This window comes from Candidatus Poriferisocius sp. (genome assembly GCF_965214065.1).
GTDB lineage: Bacteria > Actinomycetota > Acidimicrobiia > Acidimicrobiales > Bin134 > Poriferisocius.
Window position 1 is genome coordinate 426304 of the sequence record NZ_CBDCAT010000027.1, and the last position, 22079, is coordinate 448382.

At 63.6% G+C, this 22079-nt stretch carries 16 protein-coding genes and 1 tRNA gene; 5 read left to right on the top strand and 12 right to left on the bottom strand.

Features of this window, described 5'->3' with window-relative positions:
* Window positions 1-4 precede the first annotated feature (4 nt).
* On the top strand, window positions 5-355 hold the full coding sequence (locus ACOOGG_RS08280) for a RidA family protein (RefSeq protein ID WP_420434153.1): 351 nt from the start codon (window positions 5-7) through the stop codon (window positions 353-355).
* A 2-nt stretch (window positions 356-357) separates the two neighbouring features.
* Here ACOOGG_RS08280 and ACOOGG_RS08285 read toward each other — a convergent pair whose 3' ends face one another.
* From ACOOGG_RS08285 to ACOOGG_RS08295, 3 genes are all read right to left on the bottom strand, one after another.
* The gene (locus tag ACOOGG_RS08285; RefSeq protein ID WP_420434155.1) at window positions 358-2250 is read right to left on the bottom strand and encodes an RCC1 domain-containing protein; all 1893 of its coding nucleotides are present in this window, start codon (window positions 2248-2250) and stop codon (window positions 358-360) included.
* Between the two features lie 142 nt (window positions 2251-2392).
* A complete protein-coding gene (locus ACOOGG_RS08290; RefSeq protein WP_420434157.1) occupies window positions 2393-3058 on the bottom strand; it encodes a winged helix-turn-helix domain-containing protein in 666 nt (221 codons plus the stop codon).
* A 5-nt stretch (window positions 3059-3063) separates the two neighbouring features.
* Window positions 3064-4398, bottom strand: a complete 1335-nt coding sequence (locus tag ACOOGG_RS08295; RefSeq protein ID WP_420434159.1) for a glutamine synthetase family protein — start codon at window positions 4396-4398, stop codon at window positions 3064-3066.
* 212 nt (window positions 4399-4610) lie between these two features.
* Between ACOOGG_RS08295 and glnA the strand changes: the two genes are divergently transcribed.
* The 4 genes from glnA (at window position 4611) to ACOOGG_RS08315 (ending at window position 9393) form a co-directional block, all read left to right on the top strand.
* A complete protein-coding gene (glnA, locus tag ACOOGG_RS08300; protein WP_420434161.1) occupies window positions 4611-6035 on the top strand; it encodes a type I glutamate--ammonia ligase in 1425 nt (474 codons plus the stop codon).
* A 47-nt stretch (window positions 6036-6082) separates the two neighbouring features.
* On the top strand, window positions 6083-7738 hold the full coding sequence (locus tag ACOOGG_RS08305) for an NAD+ synthase (protein ID WP_420434163.1): 1656 nt from the start codon (window positions 6083-6085) through the stop codon (window positions 7736-7738).
* 2 nt (window positions 7739-7740) lie between these two features.
* Entirely contained in the window at window positions 7741-8298 is a 558-nt protein-coding gene (locus ACOOGG_RS08310; RefSeq protein ID WP_420434165.1) for a hypothetical protein, read from the top strand.
* A 135-nt stretch (window positions 8299-8433) separates the two neighbouring features.
* The gene (locus tag ACOOGG_RS08315; protein ID WP_420434167.1) at window positions 8434-9393 is read left to right on the top strand and encodes a sigma-70 family RNA polymerase sigma factor; all 960 of its coding nucleotides are present in this window, start codon (window positions 8434-8436) and stop codon (window positions 9391-9393) included.
* Window positions 9394-9424: 31 nt separating this feature from the next.
* Here the strand turns inward: ACOOGG_RS08315 and ACOOGG_RS08320 are convergent.
* From ACOOGG_RS08320 to ACOOGG_RS08360, 9 genes are all read right to left on the bottom strand, one after another.
* Window positions 9425-9518, bottom strand: a tRNA-Sec gene (locus ACOOGG_RS08320).
* A 48-nt stretch (window positions 9519-9566) separates the two neighbouring features.
* Window positions 9567-11075 carry an ABC transporter ATP-binding protein gene (locus tag ACOOGG_RS08325; protein ID WP_420434169.1) on the bottom strand — a complete coding sequence of 503 codons (1509 nt, stop codon included), beginning with the start codon at window positions 11073-11075 and terminating at the stop codon, window positions 9567-9569.
* A 74-nt stretch (window positions 11076-11149) separates the two neighbouring features.
* A complete protein-coding gene (gene proX, locus ACOOGG_RS08330; protein ID WP_420434171.1) occupies window positions 11150-13024 on the bottom strand; it encodes a glycine betaine/L-proline ABC transporter substrate-binding protein ProX in 1875 nt (624 codons plus the stop codon).
* A gap of 368 nt (window positions 13025-13392) precedes the next feature.
* Entirely contained in the window at window positions 13393-14277 is an 885-nt protein-coding gene (locus ACOOGG_RS08335; RefSeq protein ID WP_420434173.1) for a DUF6576 domain-containing protein, read from the bottom strand.
* Between the two features lie 2 nt (window positions 14278-14279).
* A complete protein-coding gene (locus ACOOGG_RS08340) occupies window positions 14280-16556 on the bottom strand; it encodes an arylsulfatase (RefSeq protein WP_420434175.1) in 2277 nt (758 codons plus the stop codon).
* Window positions 16557-16574: 18 nt separating this feature from the next.
* Window positions 16575-17870 carry an amidohydrolase family protein gene (locus ACOOGG_RS08345; RefSeq protein WP_420434177.1) on the bottom strand — a complete coding sequence of 432 codons (1296 nt, stop codon included), beginning with the start codon at window positions 17868-17870 and terminating at the stop codon, window positions 16575-16577.
* Window positions 17863-19527, bottom strand: a complete 1665-nt coding sequence (locus ACOOGG_RS08350; protein ID WP_420434179.1) for a flavin-containing monooxygenase — start codon at window positions 19525-19527, stop codon at window positions 17863-17865. Before ACOOGG_RS08350 ends, ACOOGG_RS08345 begins: the two co-directional genes overlap by 8 nt.
* Window positions 19528-19563: 36 nt before the next feature.
* Window positions 19564-20817 carry a cytochrome P450 gene (locus tag ACOOGG_RS08355; RefSeq protein WP_420434181.1) on the bottom strand — a complete coding sequence of 418 codons (1254 nt, stop codon included), beginning with the start codon at window positions 20815-20817 and terminating at the stop codon, window positions 19564-19566.
* 147 nt (window positions 20818-20964) lie between these two features.
* On the bottom strand, window positions 20965-22053 hold the full coding sequence (locus ACOOGG_RS08360) for an extracellular solute-binding protein (RefSeq protein ID WP_420434183.1): 1089 nt from the start codon (window positions 22051-22053) through the stop codon (window positions 20965-20967).
* Window positions 22054-22079: the final 26 nt, after the last annotated feature.

The following is a 22079-nucleotide window of genomic DNA, read 5'->3' on the forward strand; positions in this document are numbered from 1 at the left end:
TGATATGAGCACTCCGGTAGGTCCGTATTCCCCCATCGTTCGTGCCGGAGATTTTCTCATCTGCTCCGGCCAGATCGGGATCGCCGACGGAGCGCTGGTGCCTGGCGGACTCATCGCCCAATTCCGCCAAGCAGTGGCCAACGCCGAAGCTGTCTTGGCCACCGAGGGGGCAACCCTGGCCGATGTGGTCAAGGCCACCGTTTTTTTGATCCACATGGACGATTTCGGCGCCATGAACAACGCCTACGTCGAATGCTTCGGCGACTCCCGCCCCGCCCGCTCCGCCGTAGGCGTAGCGGGCCTCCCCTTAGGCGCCCTCGTCGAGATCGAGCTCTGGGCCTATTCGGCTGTTTGAGTTCAGCAGCCGCCGTCTCTGAACGGATTGCTGCCGGCCGGAGGGAAGCGCTCCGGGTCTAGGGGATAGACGATCCAATCCGTGCTGCACAGCCCGCCGAACTCGCCGGCCAAATTAGCCAGCGCTGGCAGGGACGGACCTCGGAGCCAGGCCGCCCACAACTCGGCGCCGTTGGTGATGTTCTCGCGGTACCAGTCCGGCACCTGGCGGGCAATGCCCTGGAGGACCACTTGCTCGGCCTCGTCGGATGGCTCGCTGCGCGGGGGCAGTGTGGGACACCCGGACCTCAGGTAGTAGGTCAACAGGGCACCTGGGACGATTAGGTGGGTAACCGTGTCGGCCAGGATCTCTGCTCCGCTGTTGCCGCCGCGGTCATAGCAGCCGGGATAGGTGGTGGCGAAGTAGAGCTGCACCGCACCCCACGCCTTGCGCGGGGCCAGACTCGTGTGCAGGTCATAGACGTGAAGGAGCTCGTGAACGAGCACGTTGAGCTCAAATCGTTCGAGGTTCATTTCTTCGGCAGCGCAACCGAATGCTCCGTCCGACGCGAAGCAGGGACTTATCACAAAACCGCCGTCCCCGGACCAGGTGGCAAATGTTTGTTTGCGGATATGGTCCCAGGCGACCCGCATCCACGGGAAGTCGGCTTTGTGCTCCCAAACGACCCTCTCTGCCCATGTCCGGAGCAGCTCGGTTGGGGTGAGCGGCATCTGATCGGCAGGAATCGCGGCGATTGGCTTCACCCGGGTGGGAACCAGCCGGTTCTGGATTGTGCCGTCGCCCAGTTGCCCTTCCTCGTTGCCTCCCCAACACAACGCAGACCCATCGGCGCGCACGGCGCAGGCGTGGGCGCCGATGTACCAATAATCATTGCTTCCCAATGATCCGATGCTGAGGTTCACGGCTACCGCGTCAGAGATGCCGGCAACCCGTTCCGGCAGATGTCGTGCGCTTGTAGTGCCGTCACCGACCTCACCCGCCCTGTTGCTTCCCCAACAAGAGACTCCTCCGTCGCGGTGCAGCACGCACGTGCTGTCTAAGCCAACTGCCACTTCCACCACATCGGTCAGACCATCGACCCGGGTCGCGGCCGCGGGGCTCTGGCCGAATTTCCAACAGTAGACGTCTCCGCCGACTGTCGTTGCGCAGAAGCGGAACCAACCTATCGACACTGTGGTGAACGCGTAAGGGGTGTTGAACCTCGCGGGACCGGAGACTGATGAACCGTACGGCCGCCCCCAGCATGAGATGTCGCCGTCGCTGTGAACCGCGCAACTGGTGTCCGAATAGGTCGAGAGCATCACCACGTCTGACAGGCCGGAAACTCGCTGGGGCGAATGGCGTTTCTTCTGGGTGCCGTCGCCCAGCTGCCCCCAGTCGTTGCGTCCCCAGCACGAGACGCCGCCGTCTTCGTGGAGGGCACAGGTGTGCTGACCCCCGGCGCTCACTGCCACCGCGTCGTTGATGCGCGGGACCTTCACTGGCGCGTAGTGGCCGATCGCGTCGCCTTGCCCGAGCTTCCCATGGGAGCCGCTACCCCAGCAGGAGATGGTCCGATCCTCGTGCAGCATGCAGGCGTGCAAGTCGTCTCCAAAGGTATTGGACGTGGATATCGCCACTACGTCTTGGTGCCCAGCGAGGACGACCTGATCTAGCAATCCGTTCCGCCCCCAACACGTCACTCCACCGTCAATCTGGACCGCGCACGTGCGGCCTCGGCCTACCGAGACCAGCGTGTCGTCGCCCCGGGGCCTCTCGGGGATGGTGAACGAGTCGTCCTCGGCGTTGGTGTATTTGGAGATCGTGGGTCTGCTGTCCGCAGTGCAGCCGCCGGGCACCGCATACACATCCACCCCGAATAGGCACCGGTAGGAGTTCAACAAGTTCTCCTGCATGGCGATGAACTCGTCGCCTACTTCATTGTCGTGTTGGCTGTTGAGCTGTCACAGGCCCCGACGCCGCGACTGCTGTTGCCAGAACAGCCGCCACAAATGGGACAGCGACCTTCAGCTTCACGTCTAGCGAAACTAGCCGCCTTCAGCGCTCCCAGCGGGAGAGGCCGAAGCGGTAGCCGACGGATCGCACGGTGGTGATGAGGCCAGCGTGTTCTTCGCCCAGCTTGGCCCGCAGGCGGCGCACGTGGACGTCTACGGTGCGGGCGCCGCCGAAGTAGTCGTAGCCCCACACCCGGCTGAGCAGGGTCTCCCGGGTGAACACCTTGCCGGGCGAGCCGGCCAAGAACTTCAGCAGCTCGTACTCCATGTAAGTGAGGTCTAGCGGCCTGCCGGAAATGGACGCCTGGTAGGTCTCCACGTTCAGCACCAGCGGCCCGTACTCAATGAGCTCGGGGCGAAGAGCGGTGCCCGACCGCCACACCAGATGGGCCAGGCGTGCCTCCAGTTCCCGCTGGTGGAATGGGGTGAGACAAAAGTCGACGTAGAGATCGTCGCGCATCTCCAGCTCGTCAAGATGGGTGCCGGAGATCAGCAGCAGCACCGGTATGTCCAGACCGCGCCGACTCAATACCCGGCAAAATCCGAACGCTTCCTCAGAGTTCTCGCCAACTGCTACTACGGCCCCTAGCCATCGGCCCTCCGGATCTTGGGCGTTGGCCACCGCCTTCCAGTTGTAGCCCCCCAAATCCAGCGTGCGCACCAGCTCCGGCGGCGGTGGATCGGGAAATACCAGAAGCGGCTCGGTCACCACTATCACCAGGTGTTCAGATACCGGCGGAGCTCGAAGGGGGTGACCTCCCGGCGGTACTCGGCGAACTCGGCCCGCTTGTTGCGCAGGAACCACTCGTGAATGTGCTCGCCCAACACTTCGGTCATCAGGGGCGATTCCTCCAGCACGTCCAGTGATTCCGACAGCGACATGGGCAGCTCCTCGAAGCCCTTGGCCCGGGCTTGGCCCCTGGTCATGGTGTAGAGGTCGGCGGCCGCCTCGTCGGGCAGCTCATAGCCTTCCTGCACGCCCCTTAGCCCGGCGGCCAGTACCGCGGAGAACGCCAGGTAAGGGTTGGCCGCCGAGTCCAGGGCGCGGTATTCGACTCGGGTGGATGACTCCTTGCCCGGCTTCACCACCGGCACCCGCACCAGCGCGGATCGGTTGTTGCGGGCCCACGATACGAAGGTGGGGGCCTCGTCGCCGGCCACAAGTCGCTTGTAGCTGTTCACCAGCTGATTGGTGATCGCGGTGATCTCCCGGGCGTGTCGCAATAGCCCAGCTATGAAGGCCTTGGCCGTTCTTGACAGCCCGTATTCGTCTCCTGCGTCATGAAAGGCGTTCACGTCGTTCTCGAACAGCGACATGTGGGTGTGCATGCCCGATCCCTGCGCGCCGTTCAACGGCTTGGGCATAAATGTGGCGTGCAGGTCCCGATCCAGTGCCAGTTTTCGCACCACCAGCCGAAGCGTCATCAAGTTGTCGGCCATACTCAGCGCCTCGGTGTAGCGCAGGTCGATCTCGTGCTGGCTGGGGCTGTCTTCGTGGAATGAGTACTCCACCGGGATGCCCATGGCTTCCAACATGGTAATGGTGCGCTTGCGCAGCGGGCTGGCCACATCGGCGGTGGTCAGGTCGAAGTAGGAGGCATTGTCCAGCGGTACGAGGGGCTGGGAGGGATCGCCGTGGCGGAAATAGAAGAACTCCACCTCGGGGGCGGTGTAGAACGTGTAGCCCATCTCGGCCGCCTTGGCCAGACTGCGGCGCATGACCCAGCGGGGGTCGCCCTCGAAGGGGGTGCCATCGGGGTTGCGGATGTCGCAGAAGATGCGACCGGAGGGCTCTTCGGGGTCGGCCCACGGCAGCAGCTCGAAAGTGGCCGCGTCGGGGACGGCCAATACGTCGCTCTCCTGCACTCGGGAGAAGCCGTCAATAGCCGAGCCGTCGAATTGCAACCCCTCGTCAAAAGCATCGGCCAGTTCTGCTGGAGAGATGGCCACCGACTTGAGCTGGCCCAGGACGTCGGTGAACCAGAGCCGGATGAGCCGCACGCCCCGCTCCTCAACGGTGCGGAGCACGTAGTCCTTCTGCGGTTCCATAGGAGACCACTAGAGTGCCCCGTTTCCAGTTGTCATTGCCAGCCCGTTGCCGGCGTTCACATACCTTTCACAATCGGGAAAATCTCTGGAAACTTACCTATGCGATAGTGAGCCTTCCGCTTGGCAGCAGGCGGCAAATCCATAGATGCCCGATGAGCCGAGCACTTGCCCGTTGTGGGAAAGTAAGGGCGCGAAACAAGGAGGAACTCACCGTGTCAACTCCCCAAGAAGTCATTGCCCTGGCAGCGTCCGAAGGTGCGGAATTCGTGGATATGCGTTTCACCGACGTTCCCGGTGTCCAGCATCACTTCTCGCTTCCCATCCATGAGCTGACCGAATCGGTGTTCGAGGAAGGGCTCGGATTCGACGGCTCGTCGGTGAGAGGTTTCCAGACCATTGACGCCTCGGACATGCTCCTCATTCCCGATGCCGACACCGCCTTCTTCGACCCGTTCACGAGGCGCACAACCCTCGTGCTTCTGTGCGATGTGAAGGATCCGGTCACCGGTGAGATGTACGCTAAGGACCCCCGCGGCGTGGTGCGCCGCTCCCTCTCCTACATGGCCAGCACCGGCATCGCCGACGCCGCCTTTTTCGGGCCAGAGGCCGAGTTCTTCATCTTCGACAGCGTGGCCTTCCAAAACCAGCCCGACGTGGCTGGCTACCAGATCCGCTCGGCCGAGGGCATCTTCGAGAGCGGTCGGCCTTCCGTGGCCGGTGCTCCCAGCCCCGGCCACCGCGTCCCTTACAAGGGCGGGTATTTCCCCCTGTCGCCGGTGGACACTTTCCAGGATCTGCGCTCCGACATGGTGGTGGCCCTTGAATCGGTGGGCATCCCCATCGAGGTCCAGCACCACGAGGTTGGCACCGCCGGCCAGGCTGAGATCGACATGGTGTTCGATGAGATGCTGTCCATGGCCGACAAGGTCCAGCTCTACAAGTACGTGGTGAAGAACGTGGCTGCTCAGCAAGGCCGCACGGTTACGTTCATGCCCAAGCCGATCTACGGCGACAACGGCTCGGGGATGCACACCCACATGTCGCTGTGGATGGACGGCGAAACGCTGATGTACGACGAGCGGGGCTATGCCGGGCTGTCCGACCTCGCCCGCTGGTACATCGGCGGCCTGATCCGCCACGCCCCTGCGGTGCTGGCCTTCGCGGCTCCCACCACCAACTCCTACAAGCGGTTGGTGCCCGGCTACGAGGCTCCGGTGAACCTGGCCTACTCCCAGCGGAACCGCTCGGCGGCCATCCGCATCCCGCTGATCTCCGAGAGCCCCAAGGCCAAGCGCCTGGAGTTCCGCTGCCCCGATCCCAGCGCCAACCCGTATCTGGCGTTCGCCGCCATGCTGATGGCCGGCCTCGACGGCATCCAGAACCAGATGGATCCCGGAGAGCCCCTGGACAAGAACATCTACGACCTGCCTCCCGACGAGGCTGCTGGCATCCCCACGGTGCCCGGTTCCTTAGCCGAGGCCCTGCAAGCCCTAGAGGACGACCACGACTTCCTGCTGGCCGGCGACGTGTTCAGCACGGGGCTGGTGGAGTCCTACCTGGAGGTCAAGCAAGAAGAGGTGGATGCGATCAACTTGCGGCCCCACCCCCTCGAGTTCGAGATGTACTACTCGGTCTAAATCCTCTGGCTAATCCCATCGGGCTTCGGCCCCTCTAGCCTGTTCCAGTGGCCAAGCTGCGGGTGGCCCTGTGCCAGATCAACTCAGTGGTGGGCGACATCGCTGCCAACACGGAACGAATCCTCGACGCGCTGGCTGCCGCGGAAGAGGCTGGCTGTCATGCCGCGGTCTTCCCTGAGCTGGCTGTCACCGGGTACCCCCCCGAAGATCTGGTACTGAAGCGGCGGTTCGTGGAGGACAGCCGCAAGGCCATCGAGCACATTGCGGCCCGATCTCGGTCGTGTACCGCGGTGGTTGGCTACGTGGATTATGCCGACGGCTGTCGGAACGCCGCCGGGATTGCCGCCGATGGCCAATTGGTCGGCGTGTACCACAAGCGGGAGCTGCCCAACTATGGGGTGTTCGACGAGCGCCGCTACTTCCGCCCCGGCACCGGAGAGCCCGCCCTGCACAATATCGCCGGGGTCGCGGTGGGGGTGTCCATCTGCGAGGACGCCTGGATGGCGGGCGGCCCTATGAGCAAGCTGGCCGCGGCTGGGGCTGAGGTGATCGTCAATCTGAACGCCTCGCCGTATCACTTAGGCAAGATGGATCAGCGCCGGGACGTCCTCGGCCGGCGAGTTGCCGAAACCGGCTGTCCCATCGTCTATGCCAACCTGGTGGGCGGCCAGGACGAGCTGGTGTTCGACGGCGCCTCGCTGGTCATTGGGCCCGACGGCCGCGTCATCGCCCAAGCGCCTTGTTTCCGGGAGCATCTGCTGATTGCCGAGGTGGAGGTGGCCGATCGACCGGAGCTGTCGTCCCTCCCGGCCATTTCCGAGGGTACCAATGCCGTGCACCCCGGTTTGGATGAGCTTGACGAGCAGTATGAGGCCCTGGTGATGGCCACCCGGGACTATGTGCACAAGAACGGCTTCACCGATGTGGGCATCGGCGTGTCCGGGGGCATCGACTCCTCCCTGGTGGCAGCCATAGCCACCGATGCTCTGGGCGTCGACCATGTCCACGGGGTGCTGATGCCCTCTCGCTACTCCAGCGATCATTCGGTGGCCGACGCTGAGGCGCTGTGCCGCAACTTGGGCATCGACCACCGGATTATCCCTGTGGAGCCCGGCCACCAGGCATTCTTGGAAATGCTGGCCCCGTCGTTCGAGGGCTTGGACCCCGACCTGGCGGAGGAGAACGTGCAGTCCCGTATCCGGGGAACGCTGCTCATGGCCCTTTCCAATAAATTCGGCTGGCTCATCTTGACCACTGGTAACAAGAGCGAGAGCGCGGTGGGTTATTCCACGCTGTACGGCGACACCGCCGGGGCCTATGCCGTAATCAAGGACTTGTGGAAGCTCCAGGTGTACGCCTTTGCCCGCCACCGCAATCAGCGAGCCGGGCATGACCTCATCCCCGAGAACGTGCTGGCCAAGCCGCCATCAGCCGAACTGCGCCCCGACCAGCGGGACGACCAGAGCCTGCCCCCTTACGAAGTGCTCGATCCGCTGCTGGAGGCCTACGTGGAGAGCGACCTCACCCCCGCCGACCTGTGCAGCCAGGGATACGCGCCAGAGTTGGTCAACCGCATCACCGGCTTGGTGGACCGCTCGGAGTACAAGCGCCGCCAGAACCCACCCGGCGTGCGCATAACCGCCAAGGCCTTCGGTCGTGACCGCCGGCTGCCCATCACCAATCGCTACCGAGGCGGAGACTGAAGATGGACATAGAGCAGTTGGCCCACGCCTGCGGGGGTCTGGCTTGGATTTCGGAGCGGCTGTTCGAGGTTGAAGGCCGATTGGCGACCAGCTCAGGCGTTGACGGGCACTTGGATGCCCGCACTCAGGTACTTCTGGCCCGTTCCAGCCGCCGTTACGGCCAGCATGCCCAATGGTGGCGGGCCGCACTGCCCGATTCGCCGGTGCTGGCTGGACTTGATCGGGTCCGGCCGCCCACACAGACCTGGAAACAGCTGCTCGACCACATCGCGCTTGCCGCACCCGCTGAGGCCGTCACCGCCTTGTACGAGTTAGCCGTGCCCGAGCTGATGTCTGCGCTCGGGCACTTGAGAACACAGTGCTCACCGGTCAGCGACGGGTCGTTTATTCGCATTGCCCGCATGGTCGCGGCCGATTTGGACGAGGAGTGGTCCGAAGCCCAAGAGGCGTGGCCGATCCCCCAAGTCCCCTCCAGCACCGTCACCGAGGAGCTGTCATTCGGGTTCGTTGATGATTATGAAGAAAAAAGATGGCCTCCGCTGGTGACGCATCCGCGATGAAGCGGGTATCGTTATTAGCTAACAGTTGTCCGTATCTCTGCCTGGTCAGTGTCGACCGGTTCGACAGCGACGCTGGCGGCCCACGAATTATTGGGTCCAGGACTATCTGGCCAGGACTATCGGGAAGGTGTGACTGTGCCGAAAGAGCGTGTTGAGCGCGACGACGAGGATCTCGTCCGTCTCTATCTGACTGATATCGGCCAATACCCGCTGCTCACCAAGGACGATGAGGTTGAGCTGGCCCAGAAAATCGAGGAGGGCAACGAAGCACAGGCACTCCTTGACCATGACAAACAGAGCGAGCCCACGAGCTCAGAACGCCTGTCGCCCGCCCGGCGCCGGATACTGCGCCGCCAGGTCAAAGTCGGCGAGGCGGCCGAGCGCCGATTCGTGCAGTCCAACCTTCGCCTGGTGGTGTCCATCGCCAAGAAGTACCAGGCGTCCGGTCTTCCCCTTCTAGATCTGATCCAGGAGGGCAACCTCGGACTGATGCACGCGGTGGAGAAGTTCGACTGGCGCAAGGGCTTCAAGTTCTCCACCTACGCCACCTGGTGGATCCGCCAGGCCATCACCCGGGGCATTGCCAATACCGGCCGCACTATCCGACTGCCGGTCCACGCCGGCGACACTCTGGCCCGCCTCCAAAAGGCCCGCGCCAACCTGGAGAAGAAGCTGGGCCGCCCAGCCACCCTGGCCGAGTTGGCCGTGGAGGTGGACCTCTCCGAGGAGAAGGTCACCGAGGCCCTGCGTTTCGCCGCCGAGCCTTTGTCGCTGAGCGAGCCGCTGCGCGAGGATGGCGACGCCGAGTTGGGCGACGTGGTGGAAGATCGCTCCGCCGAGTCCCCCTTCGAGGTGGCGGCCACCGCGCTGTTGCCCGAGGAGATCACCCGCCTCCTCGGCCCCCTCGATGAGCGCGAGCGCGAAATCCTCAAACTCCGCTTCGGCCTCGACCGCGGCGAGCCCCGCACCCTCGAAGAAGTCGGCGAGCACTTCAACCTCACCCGCGAGCGCATCCGCCAAATCGAAGCCCGCGCCATGTCCAAACTCCGCCACCCCAGCAGCGACACCGGCGCCCGCGACCTACTGGCTGTCTAGAAGCCCCGCCACCACGCCGGTTATGCGCTCAGCGGAGGTGGACGGGAATCGAACCCGCCGGACGGGGATCGCCCGTCCCACCCGCTTTGAAGGCGGGGGAGCCCACCAGGTACTCAGACACCTCCCAGGTGAGGCCAGCCTACTGGCGATACTCCTGACAGGCCCAGGCTTGCCTACGCCCCTTCCGGTTCGCCCACGCCGCTCATCAGCAGCCCCACTTGTTCGATTGTGGCGTCTTCCCGGTTCATCCGCCCCATCACCTGGCCCTCGTACATCACAACCAGCCGGTCTGACAAGGCCATAACTTCGTCTAGGTCTTCGCTGATCAACAAGATGGCCTTGCCCTGGGACCGCTGCTTCAGAAGCTGTTCGTGGATGTACTCGGCTGCGCCGATGTCGACGCCCCGGGTGGGCTGGGCCACCAGGAGCACCCCTGCTCTGCCGCTGAACTCCCGGGCGATCACCACCTTTTGGATGTTGCCCCCCGACAGCTTGCGGGTGAGGGTTCCAGTGCCAGGCGTGCGGATGGAGTAGTCGTCCACCAACTGCTCGCTGCGCTCCTCGATCGAGCTGAAGCTCAGCAGCCCGTTCCTTACGTACGGCGCCTGGTCGTAATCCACCAAGATCAGATTCTCGGCCACGGTGAAATCGCCGATGCTGCCGTACTTCATGCGCTCCTCGGGCACATAGGCCAAACCGAGCGACCGCACGTGCTTGGGAGTGGGCGTCTTCACCGTTTTGCCGTCAATGCAGACTTGGCCCGACTCGGTCTCCCGCAGCCCGATGATGGACTCGGCCAGCTCTCGCTGCCCATTGCCCGACACCCCTACGATGCCCACGATCTCGCCGGCTCGCGCGTCGATGCTCACATCGTTCACGGCCAACTCGCCGCGGTCGCCCCGAACCCGCAGATTCCGCACCTCCAGCTTGGGTTCACCCGGCGTCTGCTCGGCGATGGTACGGGTGAACTCCACCGGTCGTCCCACCATCATTGTGGCCAACGACTCCCGGCTGGACTCCGAGGGGGTGGTGCGCCCCGACACCCTGCCGTCGCGCAGCACGGTGATCTCGTCTGAGATCTCCATCACCTCGTTCAGCTTGTGGGAGATAAACACCAGCCCCCGGCCGTTGGCTGTGAGCTGACGGAGGGTGACGAACAGGTCGGTGACCTCCGGCGGGGTCAGCACCGCGGTGGGCTCGTCGAGCACCAGCAGCCTCACGTTGCGGTACAGAGCCTTGACGATCTCCGCTCGTTGCCGCTCTCCCACCGCCATCTGCCAGATGTAGGCGTCGGGATCGACGTGCAGGCCAAACTCTTCAGAAACTTCCTTGATGCGTCGCCGGATCGGCGCCAGATTGGTCAGGCTCAGCGCCGAGCCCAGCCCCAAGGCCACGTTCTCGGCCACGGTCAAGGTGTCCACCAGCATGAAGTGCTGGTGGATCATGCCGATGCCGGTTTGGATGGCCACCGAAGGCGAGTCGATTTTGACTGGGGTGCCTTCGAAGGAGACCGATCCCTCATCGGGCTGATAGAGCCCGTAGAGGATCTTGACCAGCGTGCTCTTTCCGGCGCCGTTCTCTCCCAAAAGGGTATGAACCTGACCCGGCAGCACCGTGAAGTCTACGTCTTCGTTGGCGACGACGCCGGGGAACCGCTTGGTGATGCCGCGCATCTCCAGCATCGGTTCCGTCCTCGGCGCTGCCGGGTCTGAATTCATGTTCGATTATTGGCCGTATCGACCACCAATTTTGGGAATTACTGGCCGGTGGAGATGGACCCGTCGGACAGGCCGGCGATGGTCGCCTCTGCTGAGGCCATCACCTCGGCGGGTAGGTTCATGGCGTCGTTGAACTGGATGTCCAGCCCGCCGCCTTCGAAGGTCATGATGAAGGTGGTGCCGCCCAAAGTGCCAGCCTTCACCTGCTCGACCACTTCAGAGAGGATGACCTCCCAGCGGTACACCTGCGAGGCGACCACGATGTCGTCGCCGAGGGGGGTCTGGTTGGCCTGGGTGCCGAACCACAGCACGTCGTTCTCCTGGGCGACGCCGGTGGCGCCTACCACCATTTGGGCCGAACCAGTCAGCACGTCCGCACCGGCGGAGATGTGGGATTGGGCGGCTTCTGCGGCCAGCGCCACGTCGGCGAACGAGCCGGTGTAGACGATGTTGACTTCGACGTCGGGATTCTGGGCCGTTGCTCCGGCGGCAAACCCGTCGACATAGAGCTTGGCGTCGCCCACCTCGATCGGGCCGACAACGCCGATCACGTTGCTCTCGGTGAGCTGAGCGGCGACCACGCCGTTTACATAGCCACCCAGATCGGAGCGAACCGAATAGGAGTACACGTTGTCAAGGCCGAAGGTGTCGACCGCGGTGCCCCAAGCGAACGATACATCGGGGAAGTCCGGGGCGATCTCTTGGAGGGGGCCGCCGTACTGGGAACCGTGGGCGATAACCAGGTCGTAGCCGTCGTCGGCATAGCCCCGGATAGCAGCGGCCGCGTCCTCCACGATGAAGGTGCCGTCGGTGATGGCAAACTCCGCAATCTCCCCCGAATCTACGAGGCTGTTCACTGCGTCATACATGCTCTGGGTGAACGCCAGGTCGTTGCTAGCGCTAGGTGCCACCACTGCGACGCGGAACGGCTCCATGTCCTCCGGTTCTGGGGGGGGTGGTGGGGTGAAGCCGCTGGCGCTGCGGGCTGCTGCGAGCCATTCGTCGACGGTGGCCCGATTGGCGGCGATCCAGTCGTCGGCTGCGGCCTGCACGTCGGCCTCGGTGTTGGCCCCGCCGTCGTAGGCCAGGTTCTGCAAGGCGATATCGATCACCGGGATGGAGACGGCTTCGAGCAGCGCGGCCGCGGCCGGGTTGGCCACCAAGAACTCGTTGCTGGCCACCACCCGGATATCGGCGGCCACGAAGCCCATCTCGCACGGCTGGCCCGGGCACTGCTCCGCGGGCAGCGCCGCCGCTCCAACCTGCGAGGGCAGGGGGTTGCCCACCGACAGCCAGATCACATCGGAGCCCGGCACCAGCTCAGCGGTGAACGCACCCGGCGTCCAGATGTACTGCAAGATCGACTCGCCCCGGTTGAACCGGCCCACCGAGTCGGCGAACAGCGCGGCGTGCTCGGCCGACACCTGCTCAATGGTGTCCTCCCAGCCGTTCTGGGCGATGGTGTCGTTGATCACCACCTGACAGCCCCAACCGTCGTTGCAGCCCATCAGGTCGGCCTTGCCGTTGCCGTCCACATCGAACAAAGCCGCCATCTCCGGGTTGTCCCCGATGTCGTCGAGCATCGTGATCCCATTGGCCTCAGCAGTGGCCTTGTCCACAATGAAGCCCTGCAAACCGCCGGCAACGATCTCGTTGCCGATAGGCGACACCACATCGGCCACACCGGCATCGTCGATCAGCGTGGTATGGATCGGGAACCACCCGTTCACCCACAAGTCATACTCGCCCTCGCCCAACGCCGGATAGAACGTCGCCGGAGCCAACTCCGCCTCCGCAGGATCAGACACCTCATAACCCAGCTCCTGCAACAATGTCCGATAAATCGCCGCCTGCATATAACCCGTAGACCAATTCGCCCGAGCCATCGACACCGACACACCCTCACCAGGCATCGACATCACCTCAGGCATATCCTCGGGCGCATCCGCGTCACCGGACCCAGACCCGTCCGACCCAGACCCGTCGGACCCAGACCCGTCGGACCCAGACCCGTCATCTGGCTCCTCGCCCGCTGCCGCCGGTGACGATGGCGCATCATCGTCGTCGTTGCCGCAACCAGCAACCACCAGCCCGAAAACCACAAGAATGGCTAGTAGAACTCGCCAGAGGTTTCGCTCTCTCATTGGTATCCCTCCAAATTAAGTCACGCTTGGCCCGCCTCAGCACGCGCCAACCCGCCTAGGGGCAACACCCTAGACCAAACCAAGCCCGAACTCTAGAGACTCTTGAAGGCAAGAGTCTGACCGGCTAAAAGAACCCGTCACCGGCGGCGGCGGAGGCGACGAGCGTGGGCTTCTAGTTGCTTGCGCTGCTTGCGGGACAGGCTGTCCAGGCCTTGGCTGGCCACTTGATCGAGGAGGGCGTCGATCTCGGGGCTGACCGATTCGTCACCAGTCGGAACCGACCGCAGATGGTCGCGGCCTCGACTTCGGCGACTAGACCTCGAGGTGTGGGTGCGGGCCGAAGACTGGCCGGAGCCCGATGCCAGCGAGAGCTTGGGAATCCAGGTCAGGTTGGTGGCGTAGCCAAAGGCCCGAATGCCGAGCAGGGCCACCGCTACCGTGCAGGCCAGCACGATCAGGGCAAACCAGTTGCGGTTGCCAAGGGCTTGAATGGCGTCAAGCCCTACGATGATCACTGCGATCACCCAACCGGGAATCCCGGGCCAGAACCGGGCATGGGCGTACTGGGCGGCAAAGGCCACCAACACCCCAACTTCTACCATTCGCAGACCAGCCACATAGCCGGTGATGCCAGTTACCGCCTCGACCGCAGTCACAATCACCGCCGGTACAAGCGTAAGAGCAACGAGGAAGAACGCGAAGCGCCAGCGTCCCAGCAGCGATTCAATTTGGGATCCCAGCATGTAGAAGATGGCGAACAGGATGATCGTCCAGATGTGAGGCTCGTTGGGGATCGGCCAGGTGATGAGTCGCCAGACATCTCCTTCCAGCACGCTTCCGTACGCGTAGTCCTTCGAAAACAGCAGCAATTCGCTAAAGGTGGGCCCAAACCGGCCCTCAATCCCCCAGATGAACATCGAGATCACCCCAAGACCAACCACGAATGCCGTGGTGGAAACTCCGAAGCTTCCGATTCGGAACCAGGGGTCGTCGCTGTAGCCGAAACGCCGGGAGGAGTACACAGCTACTGGTGGCGCATGGCGTGGGCCATCTCGGCATCGAAGTCGAATGGGGGCGGCGGGCCGGTCTCGATGACCAATGATGCCATGGCCTCGGGGGCTGGGGCGGGCGGGTCGTAGTCGTCGCAGACCGGGAAGGGGCGGCCGTAGCCCACAGTGAGGAAGGCCCCGTCGGGGGCCCAGTTGCTAGGCAGGGGAACCGGTTTCGCTCCTCGGCCGATCTCGGCATCGTCGGCGGAAAGCGCAACCGTGAACAAGCCGCCGTCGGTCGGGGTGACCGCAGCGCCGACAAAGCGGGAACCGGCCGGGACCGCGGCCTCAGCCCGGTGCTCTCGCCCGTTGACCACCGCCACCCAGCGCAGCTCGCCGTCGGCCAGAAACAGCGCCCACCCCGATATCCAGTCGCCTTGCTCGCAGATGACCCCGGAGGCAGCCTTGGGCACGCCGTCGGGGAAGGCGGCCACTGCCCGGTAGCCGCCGAACTGCAATGGCCCCGAGGCCTCGTGCACCTTGTCGCCGGAGACCAGCTCGTAGCGGTCGCGCATCGACATCCACGGCATGTACATGTGGGCGATTCGGTTGACCGCGGTGTCGTCAAGGGGAAGCACGCCATTGCGGTCGGCCTCGGTGTTCCACAGCTCCACCAGCTCGGCCACCTTGCCGGGATGCTGGTCGGCCAAGTCGTTGGATTCAGTGGGATCGGCCACGGTATCGAACAGCTCCCAGCGGTCTTCAGCAAAGTCGTGGCTGCCCACTATGGCGTCCCGCTCGGCCGCGGTGAGCTGGTTGACGTGGTTGGTGACCGCCTTCCACCCCTGGTGGTACATGGCCCGGCTGCCCCAGCACTCGTAGTACTGGCTGGTGCGGTGGTCGGGGGAGTCGGCGCTGTCGAGCACGGCCCGCATGCTGGTGCCGTCGAACGACATTTGCTCCACGCCGCCGAGGGCGGGTGGAGGCGATACGCCGACCAGATCCAAAATGGTAGGCATCACGTCGGTCACATGGCAGTACTGGTGGCGCAGCTCGCCCTGGGCGGCCAGCCCACCCGGCCAGGACAGAATCAACGGGTCGCGCACACCGCCTTCAAAGGTGTACCGCTTCCACCGGCGAAATGGGGTGTTGCCGGCCAGCGCCCACCCCCAGGGGTAGTGCCCAGAGGAGCGGAACCCGCCGAGGTCGTCGTAATGGGATAGCTCCAACTCCATATCGTCGGGCTCATCGCTGATGTAGTGGCGGATCTGGTTCCAGCTTCCGTTGGGACCGCCTTCGGCCGAGGTGCCGTTGTCGGAGATGAGGGCGATGACGGTGTTGTCGGCGTCGCCAGAGCGCTCCAGATGGTCTAACAGTCGGCCGATGTGGTGGTCGGCGTGGCTCAGGAACCCGGCGTACACCTCCATCATGCGGGCGTAGAGCCGCTGGCGGTCGGGGTCGATCTCATCCCAGGGTTTGACCCACTCGGGACGGGCCGACAGATCTACATCAGCAGAGATAACCCCCAACTCCTTCTGGCGGGCCAACACCTCCTCGCGCCAAACGTCCCAGCCACGGTCGAAGCGCCCGGCGTAGCGGTCGATCCACTCCGAAGGGGCCTGATGGGGGGCGTGGGGCGTTCCGGTGGCATACCACATCAAGAACGGCCGCTCGGGGTCGGCCAGCCGTAGGTTGCGTAGATAGTCGATAGCTTGATCGGCTAGGTCGCTATCGAGGTGGTATCCCTCCTCCGGGGTGGCCGGAGGCTCGATATAAGTAGTGTCCCGGATGAGCTGGGGGGTCCACTGGTTGGTCTCCCCATTGAGGAACCCGTAGTAGTGGTCGAACCCAACCCCGGTGGGCCAGGTGTCATACGGTCCGGCCGGCCGCTGGTCGCGGGGGGTGAGGTGCCACTTTCCCACCGCATAGCTGGCCCATCCTTCGGCTCGCAGGTATTGGGCCAGCGTGCCAGCCGAATCCGGGATCTGACCGTTGTAACCGGGAAAGTTGATGGGCATGTCGGTGAGCATGCCAACCCCCACCCGGTGATGGTTCCGCCCGGTGAGCAGACAAGCCCGGGTGGGCGAGCACACCGCGGTAGTGTGGAAATTGGTAAACCGCAGTCCCCGGCCTGCCAACCGGTCGAGATTGGGCGTCTCGATGTCGGAGCCGTAGCACCCCAACTGGGCGAATCCGAGATCGTCCAGCACGATGACCAACACGTTGGGAGCATCGGAGCTGTAGGGCCGTTGGACCGGCGGCGAAGTTGACTCGTTCAGTGTGAGCCCAATGCAATATCCGCTATCAGTCACTGCTCTCCCTTCGGCTGTTTAGGCCCATGGTCCAAAAGTACGAAACGAGAGGCGGCCGCCGTCTACGGGTACCTCTTCTATAGGAGTACCAAGCTCTTCTAGCGAGGGGGCTCCAATTCGGTCGGCTACCGCTTGCAGCCGCTGGGTGTCGAGGCCGTAAATCTGCATGGCGTTCTCACCGACCATGGCCCGCACAGCATCGCTCTCGATACCAGCAAACGTGTGGCGCATAGCTAGGCGGCCCATCGATGGCTCGCTCTCATCGTCTTGAAATTGGTAGGTGCCCTCCGTATGGGGGTAATCCGAACCCCACATGACCTGGTCTGTGTAACCGGCTTCGACAGCATCCACGGCCTCGAAGTGGGCCAAGAAACTGGCCCCGATGGCCACGTTCTCTCGGCAATACTCGCTGGGCAGACGGGGAACCTGAACGCTGAGAACGCTGCGTTGGGAAAGATAAGCCGAGTCCATCTCCCGCAAGGTGTAAGACCACCAGTCTCCGGGCTGCTCGGTGAGCACCAGGGTGAGATCGGGGTGGCGCTCGAACACCCCTCCAAAGATCATCTGATGGAGAGCCCGACGGCTGAACCAACCACCAGATTCGAGCGACATGAGCACGCTTGCTTCTCGGCCGGTCCATTCCTTTGGGTTGCCCGCCCCAGAATGGGTGGTCAACGGAAGGCCCCTTTCGGCGCATACCGCCCAGAAGGGCTCCCACGCAGGATCGTTGTAGGGAAGAATCTCGGGACGAGGCGCGGGAAAATTCACCCCTCGCAACCCGGAGTCGGCCGCCCTGTTGACCTCATCTATTGCGGCGTCAATGTCCCACATAGGGAGATGAGCCAGCCCCACGTGGCGCTCGGCTTGCACCGACACTGCATCGGCCAACCAACGATTGAAGATGTGCCGCCCCTGACCGACCAGGTCGAGATCGTCGGTGGTTGGGCCGTAGAACGCCACAAATGTGCCCCACGGCATGGCCTCCTCGTTCTGGCTGCCATGGAAGATCACTTCGGCCGCCACGCCCTCCCGGTCGAGGTCCCGCAGCCGAGCATCCATATCGTAATGGCCGGCGGTCTGGTGATTTCGACGGAAGATGGCGGTATCGCGCCCTTGCATCTGCTGATAGAGCTCTTCTCGGGCTCGGCCCATCTGCGTGGCGAATTCGTCGAATCGGCTGAGATAAGGGGCCGGACAATACGGCCGCAGGTCATCGACTAGCCGGGGCCCGATGTGGGTATCGCTGGAAACGACAACTACGGGACGCTGTTTGTCGGCCTCGTTCGATGCCACAGCAGAGGGGCGCTCACCCATCGGTCAGAGCGAACCCCTCATAGCCGTCGGCGGCCACCTGATCGCACTTCTCGGCATAGAGCGGGAAGCCGGGCAGGGGCATGAATACCCGGGTCTTGCCGGGGATGTTGGCCCCCAGATACCAGGAGTTGCAGGTGGGATAGAGTGTGTAGCTGGCCACCAGGTTCACGTGGTCAACCCAAGCCTCGGTGGCCTCCTCGGTGGCCTCAATGTGGCGGTGGCCGTTGGCCCGCATGTAGTCGATGCAGTCGCCGATCCAGTCGACGTGCTGTTCGATGCACACGATCATGTTGGCCAGCACCGAGGGGCTGCCCGGGCCGGTGATGGTGAACATGTTGGGAAACTCAGGCACGCCCAAGCCCAGGTAGGTGCGGGGTCCGGCATACCACTGCTCGGACAGGGGAAGCCCGCCTCGGCCCTGGATATTGATGCGGAGCAGCGAGCCGGTCATGGCGTCGTAGCCGGTGGCGAACACGATCACGTCGAGGTCGTAGTAGGTGCCGTCGGTGAGCAGCAGGCCATCGGGAGTGATTTCGTCGACGACGTTCTCGCTGATGTCCACCAAGGTGACGTTGTCGCGGTTGAAGGTGACGAAGTAGTCGGTGTCGAGCACCAGGCGTTTGCAGCCGATGTAGGTGGTGGGGATAAGTAGGTCGGCTACCTCGGGGTCTTTGACCGTCTCGCGGATCTTTTCCTTCACAAAGTCGGCAGCGACGTGGTTGGCCTCGGGCGTGCGGGCGATATCGCCATAGGCACCGAGGAAGGCGAAGCCACCCATCTCCCAGCGGGTTTCGAACTCCTTGAACGCCTCCTCGACCTCGACGTCGAGCACTGAGCCCTCGTTCCAGTCAAAGCGGGCGCCGAGCGCGCCTTGCTGGGTTTTGTTCTGCTCTCGGAGCCGGTGGTAGTCGGCTTTGACCTCGGCCTGCTCCGCTGGGTCGAGGGGGTGGTTGCGCGCGGGGATGGCGAATTGCGGCGTGCGCTGGAACACGGTGAGGTGGTCGGCGGTTTCGGCAATCACGGGGACGGCCTGGATGCCCGACGACCCGGTGCCGATGATCCCGACTCGCTTGCCGGCGAAGTCGATGCCCTCTTTGGGGTAGCGGCCGGTATGGCACACCTCGCCCCGGAATGTGTTGACACCGACGATGTCGGGAACGTTCGAGGACGAAAGACATCCCACCGCGGTGATGAGGTATTGAGCGGTCACATGGTCGGTTTCGTCGACGTTGGGCGCGTGGTTGTGATCGATGTGGTCGACGGCGGGCGCGCTGCTCACATGCCAGTGGCCGGTGTCGTCGTCGAACGCGGCCTTGGTGACCATGGTGTTGAACTGGATGTCCCGGTAGAGGTCGTATCGCTCAGCTACGTGCTGGGCGTAGCGAAGGATCTCGGGTTGGCCGGGATAGCGCTCGGTCCACTCCCACTCTTGTTCGAGTTCGGGATCGAAGCTGTAGCAGTACTCCAGGCTCTCCACGTCGCATCGGGCACCCGGGTAGCGGTTCCAGTACCAGGTGCCGCCCACGTCGTCGCCTCGCTCGTATACCCGGGCGGTCAGCCCGAGTTGGCGCAGCTTGTGGAGCATGTACATGCCGGCGAAGCCAGCGCCGATCACCACGGCGTCGTAGTGGGCAGGAGTGTTGTCGTTGGTGCTCATGGTGGTTTCAGTTGGGGTCGGAGTTTGGGAAAGGGATCAGGCGGCGGGGCGGAGCTTGTAGCGAACCGGAAGCTTCTTGGCGCCGACGATGAGGTTGGACTCGGTGCGAACGATCGGCCCCGCAGGTTCGATTTCGATCACCCGCTCGGCCAACTGCTTTATGAGCGCCTGGGTGCTGGCTCGGGCCAGATGCGCCCCCAGGCAATAGTGCTCGGCCCAACCGAACCCCAGATGACGGTTGGGATGGCGACCGATGTCGAAGTCTTGGGGACGGTCGAACACCGCCTCGTCCCGATTGCCGGAGGCGTAGAAAAACACCACGAAGTCGCCTTCCTTCACCGGTTGACCGGCCACGGTGGCGTCGGCCATGGCGGTGCGCTTCATGTAGTTGACCGGGGTGGACCAGCGGATCACTTCCTCCACCGCGTCCTTGGTCATCTCGGGGTTTTCCTTCAGCCGCTGAAGCTGGTCGGGATTTTCGAGGAAAGCCTCCAGCGCTCCCGACAGGCCATTTCGGGTGGTGTCGTGGCCGGCGGTGAACACAATTAGGTAGTAGCCGAAGGTCTCGATCTCGGGTAGGGAGTCGCCGGTGGGCAGATGGGCATTGGCCAGCATGGTGGCCAGATCCTCTTGGGGATTGGCCCGGCGATCCTTGATGATGCGGTCGAACATGGCGTAGAACTCCATGCCCACCTCTGCACTGGCCTGGTAGCGGTTATCGGCCTCACGCCGGTAGTCGGGGTCGTCGCCGGACAGGAGCTGCTGGGTCAGCACCAGCAGACGCTCCTCGTCTTCTCGGTCGATGCCCAAGATGGTGGCCAACACTCTCAGGGGGTGCCGCTGGGCGATGATGTCCACGAAATCGCACTCGCCCTCATCGCCCAGACTGTCGAGCAGGGCCTTGGCGCTTTCGTTGACGATCTGGTCGAGCTGGCTGATGCCCCGCGGGGTGAAAAAGCCGCTGGCCACCTTGCGATAGAGCCGATGGTCGGGCGGGTCCATGCTGATGATGGTCCGCATTTGGCCGATGATGCTGCCGTGTTCCTCCAGATCGGCGACCTGCTGGTCGGTGCGCACGGTGATGCTGTCGGCTTCATTGCTGAACAACTCGGGTTGCATGGAAACTTCGATGATGTCGGCGTGGCGGGTGACGGCCCAGAAGTTCTGGTAGCCGTCGGGTTCGCACCAATGCACGGGAGAGTTCTGGCGCATCCAAGCCAGCAGCTCATGAGGTTGTCCGTTGGCGCCGTAGCGCTTGGGAGAGATGAGGTCTAGGGAGTCGACGTCCACGTATGGAACGTTAGATCGTGGGGAATGCTTGATCCACAGCGCAGCGAGAATGCCGTTACCATCCACCGGCGGGTTGGCGGGTTCTGTCCGGGCCCAGCCCGCCTACCGTTGGGGCCGTCACCAACCGGAATAGGGAGAGAGAGGGGTTTAGTTGCTGGTGATGCCGCTCTTTTGGATTATGTCTTCGGAGCCTTCGAAGCCGCCGCCTAGGGCGTCGAAGTCGACAGAGCCGATCGACAGCGCGGCTAGCGGCGGAAGTGCGGGGTTGGGTTCTACGCCGCCGGCTAGGGGGTACTCAAAGGTGTTGCGGGTGAAGTAGCGCTGTACCGATGGGGAGAGCAGGTAGGCGATGAGGCTCTGGGCTGCTTCCCGGTCGTCAACGCTGGCGGTCATGGTGACGGCGGAGATGATGAGCAGAGAGCCGATGTCCTCGTCAGCCAGGTCGTAGTTGGCTGCCCGATGCTGGTTGCCAGCCGCCTCAGCGTCGGCGGCCATGCGGTGGTTGTAGTAGTGGTTCACCAAGCCGACGTCGATCTCGCCCCGATGAGCTGCCTCCACAACGGAAACGTTGTTGGGGTAGTAGCGGGCATCGTTGTCCACCATGTCGTCGAGCCATTGAGTGGCCACATCATCGCCATACTGGTCGCGGAACACCGTGAACCAGTCGAGGAACGATCCGTTGGTGGCCGGTATGGCTACTCGGCCCCTCCACTCCGGTTTGGTGAGGTCGAACACCGAGGTGGGCAGATCGGAGGGCGGCACACTGTCGAGGTTGTGGACCAGCACCCGCTTGCGCCCGGAGAATCCGATCCAAGTACCGTTGGCTCCCCGGTGCTCATCGGCCACCAAACCGAGCACGCTGGAGTCCATGGAGGTGAGCAGGCCCTTGGACTCGAGGAAGCCCACCGGGCCCGGTGACCGAGAGATGAACACATCGGCGTCGGTGCGGTCGCCCTCGGTTTCGATCAATAGAGCTAGATCGGTGGATGAGGCCCAGCGATCCCTCACACCGGTGCCTGATTCACAGGTGAATGCATCCAGCACCGGCTTGATTAAGTTCTCGCTCCGACCGGAGTAGACGGTCACCGACGAGCCCGTGTCATCGGCGCACTTGCCGTCGTAAATGGTGGCGGCGACGCCGTCCAATCTGGAGCCGCCGTTGCCACCGCATCCAGCAGCAACTAGGGCTACGACGACAACCACTCCGGCCAGTCCGACACGCGAAATCTTGGTCATGGGTGCGGAACCCTAGGGTGACTGCC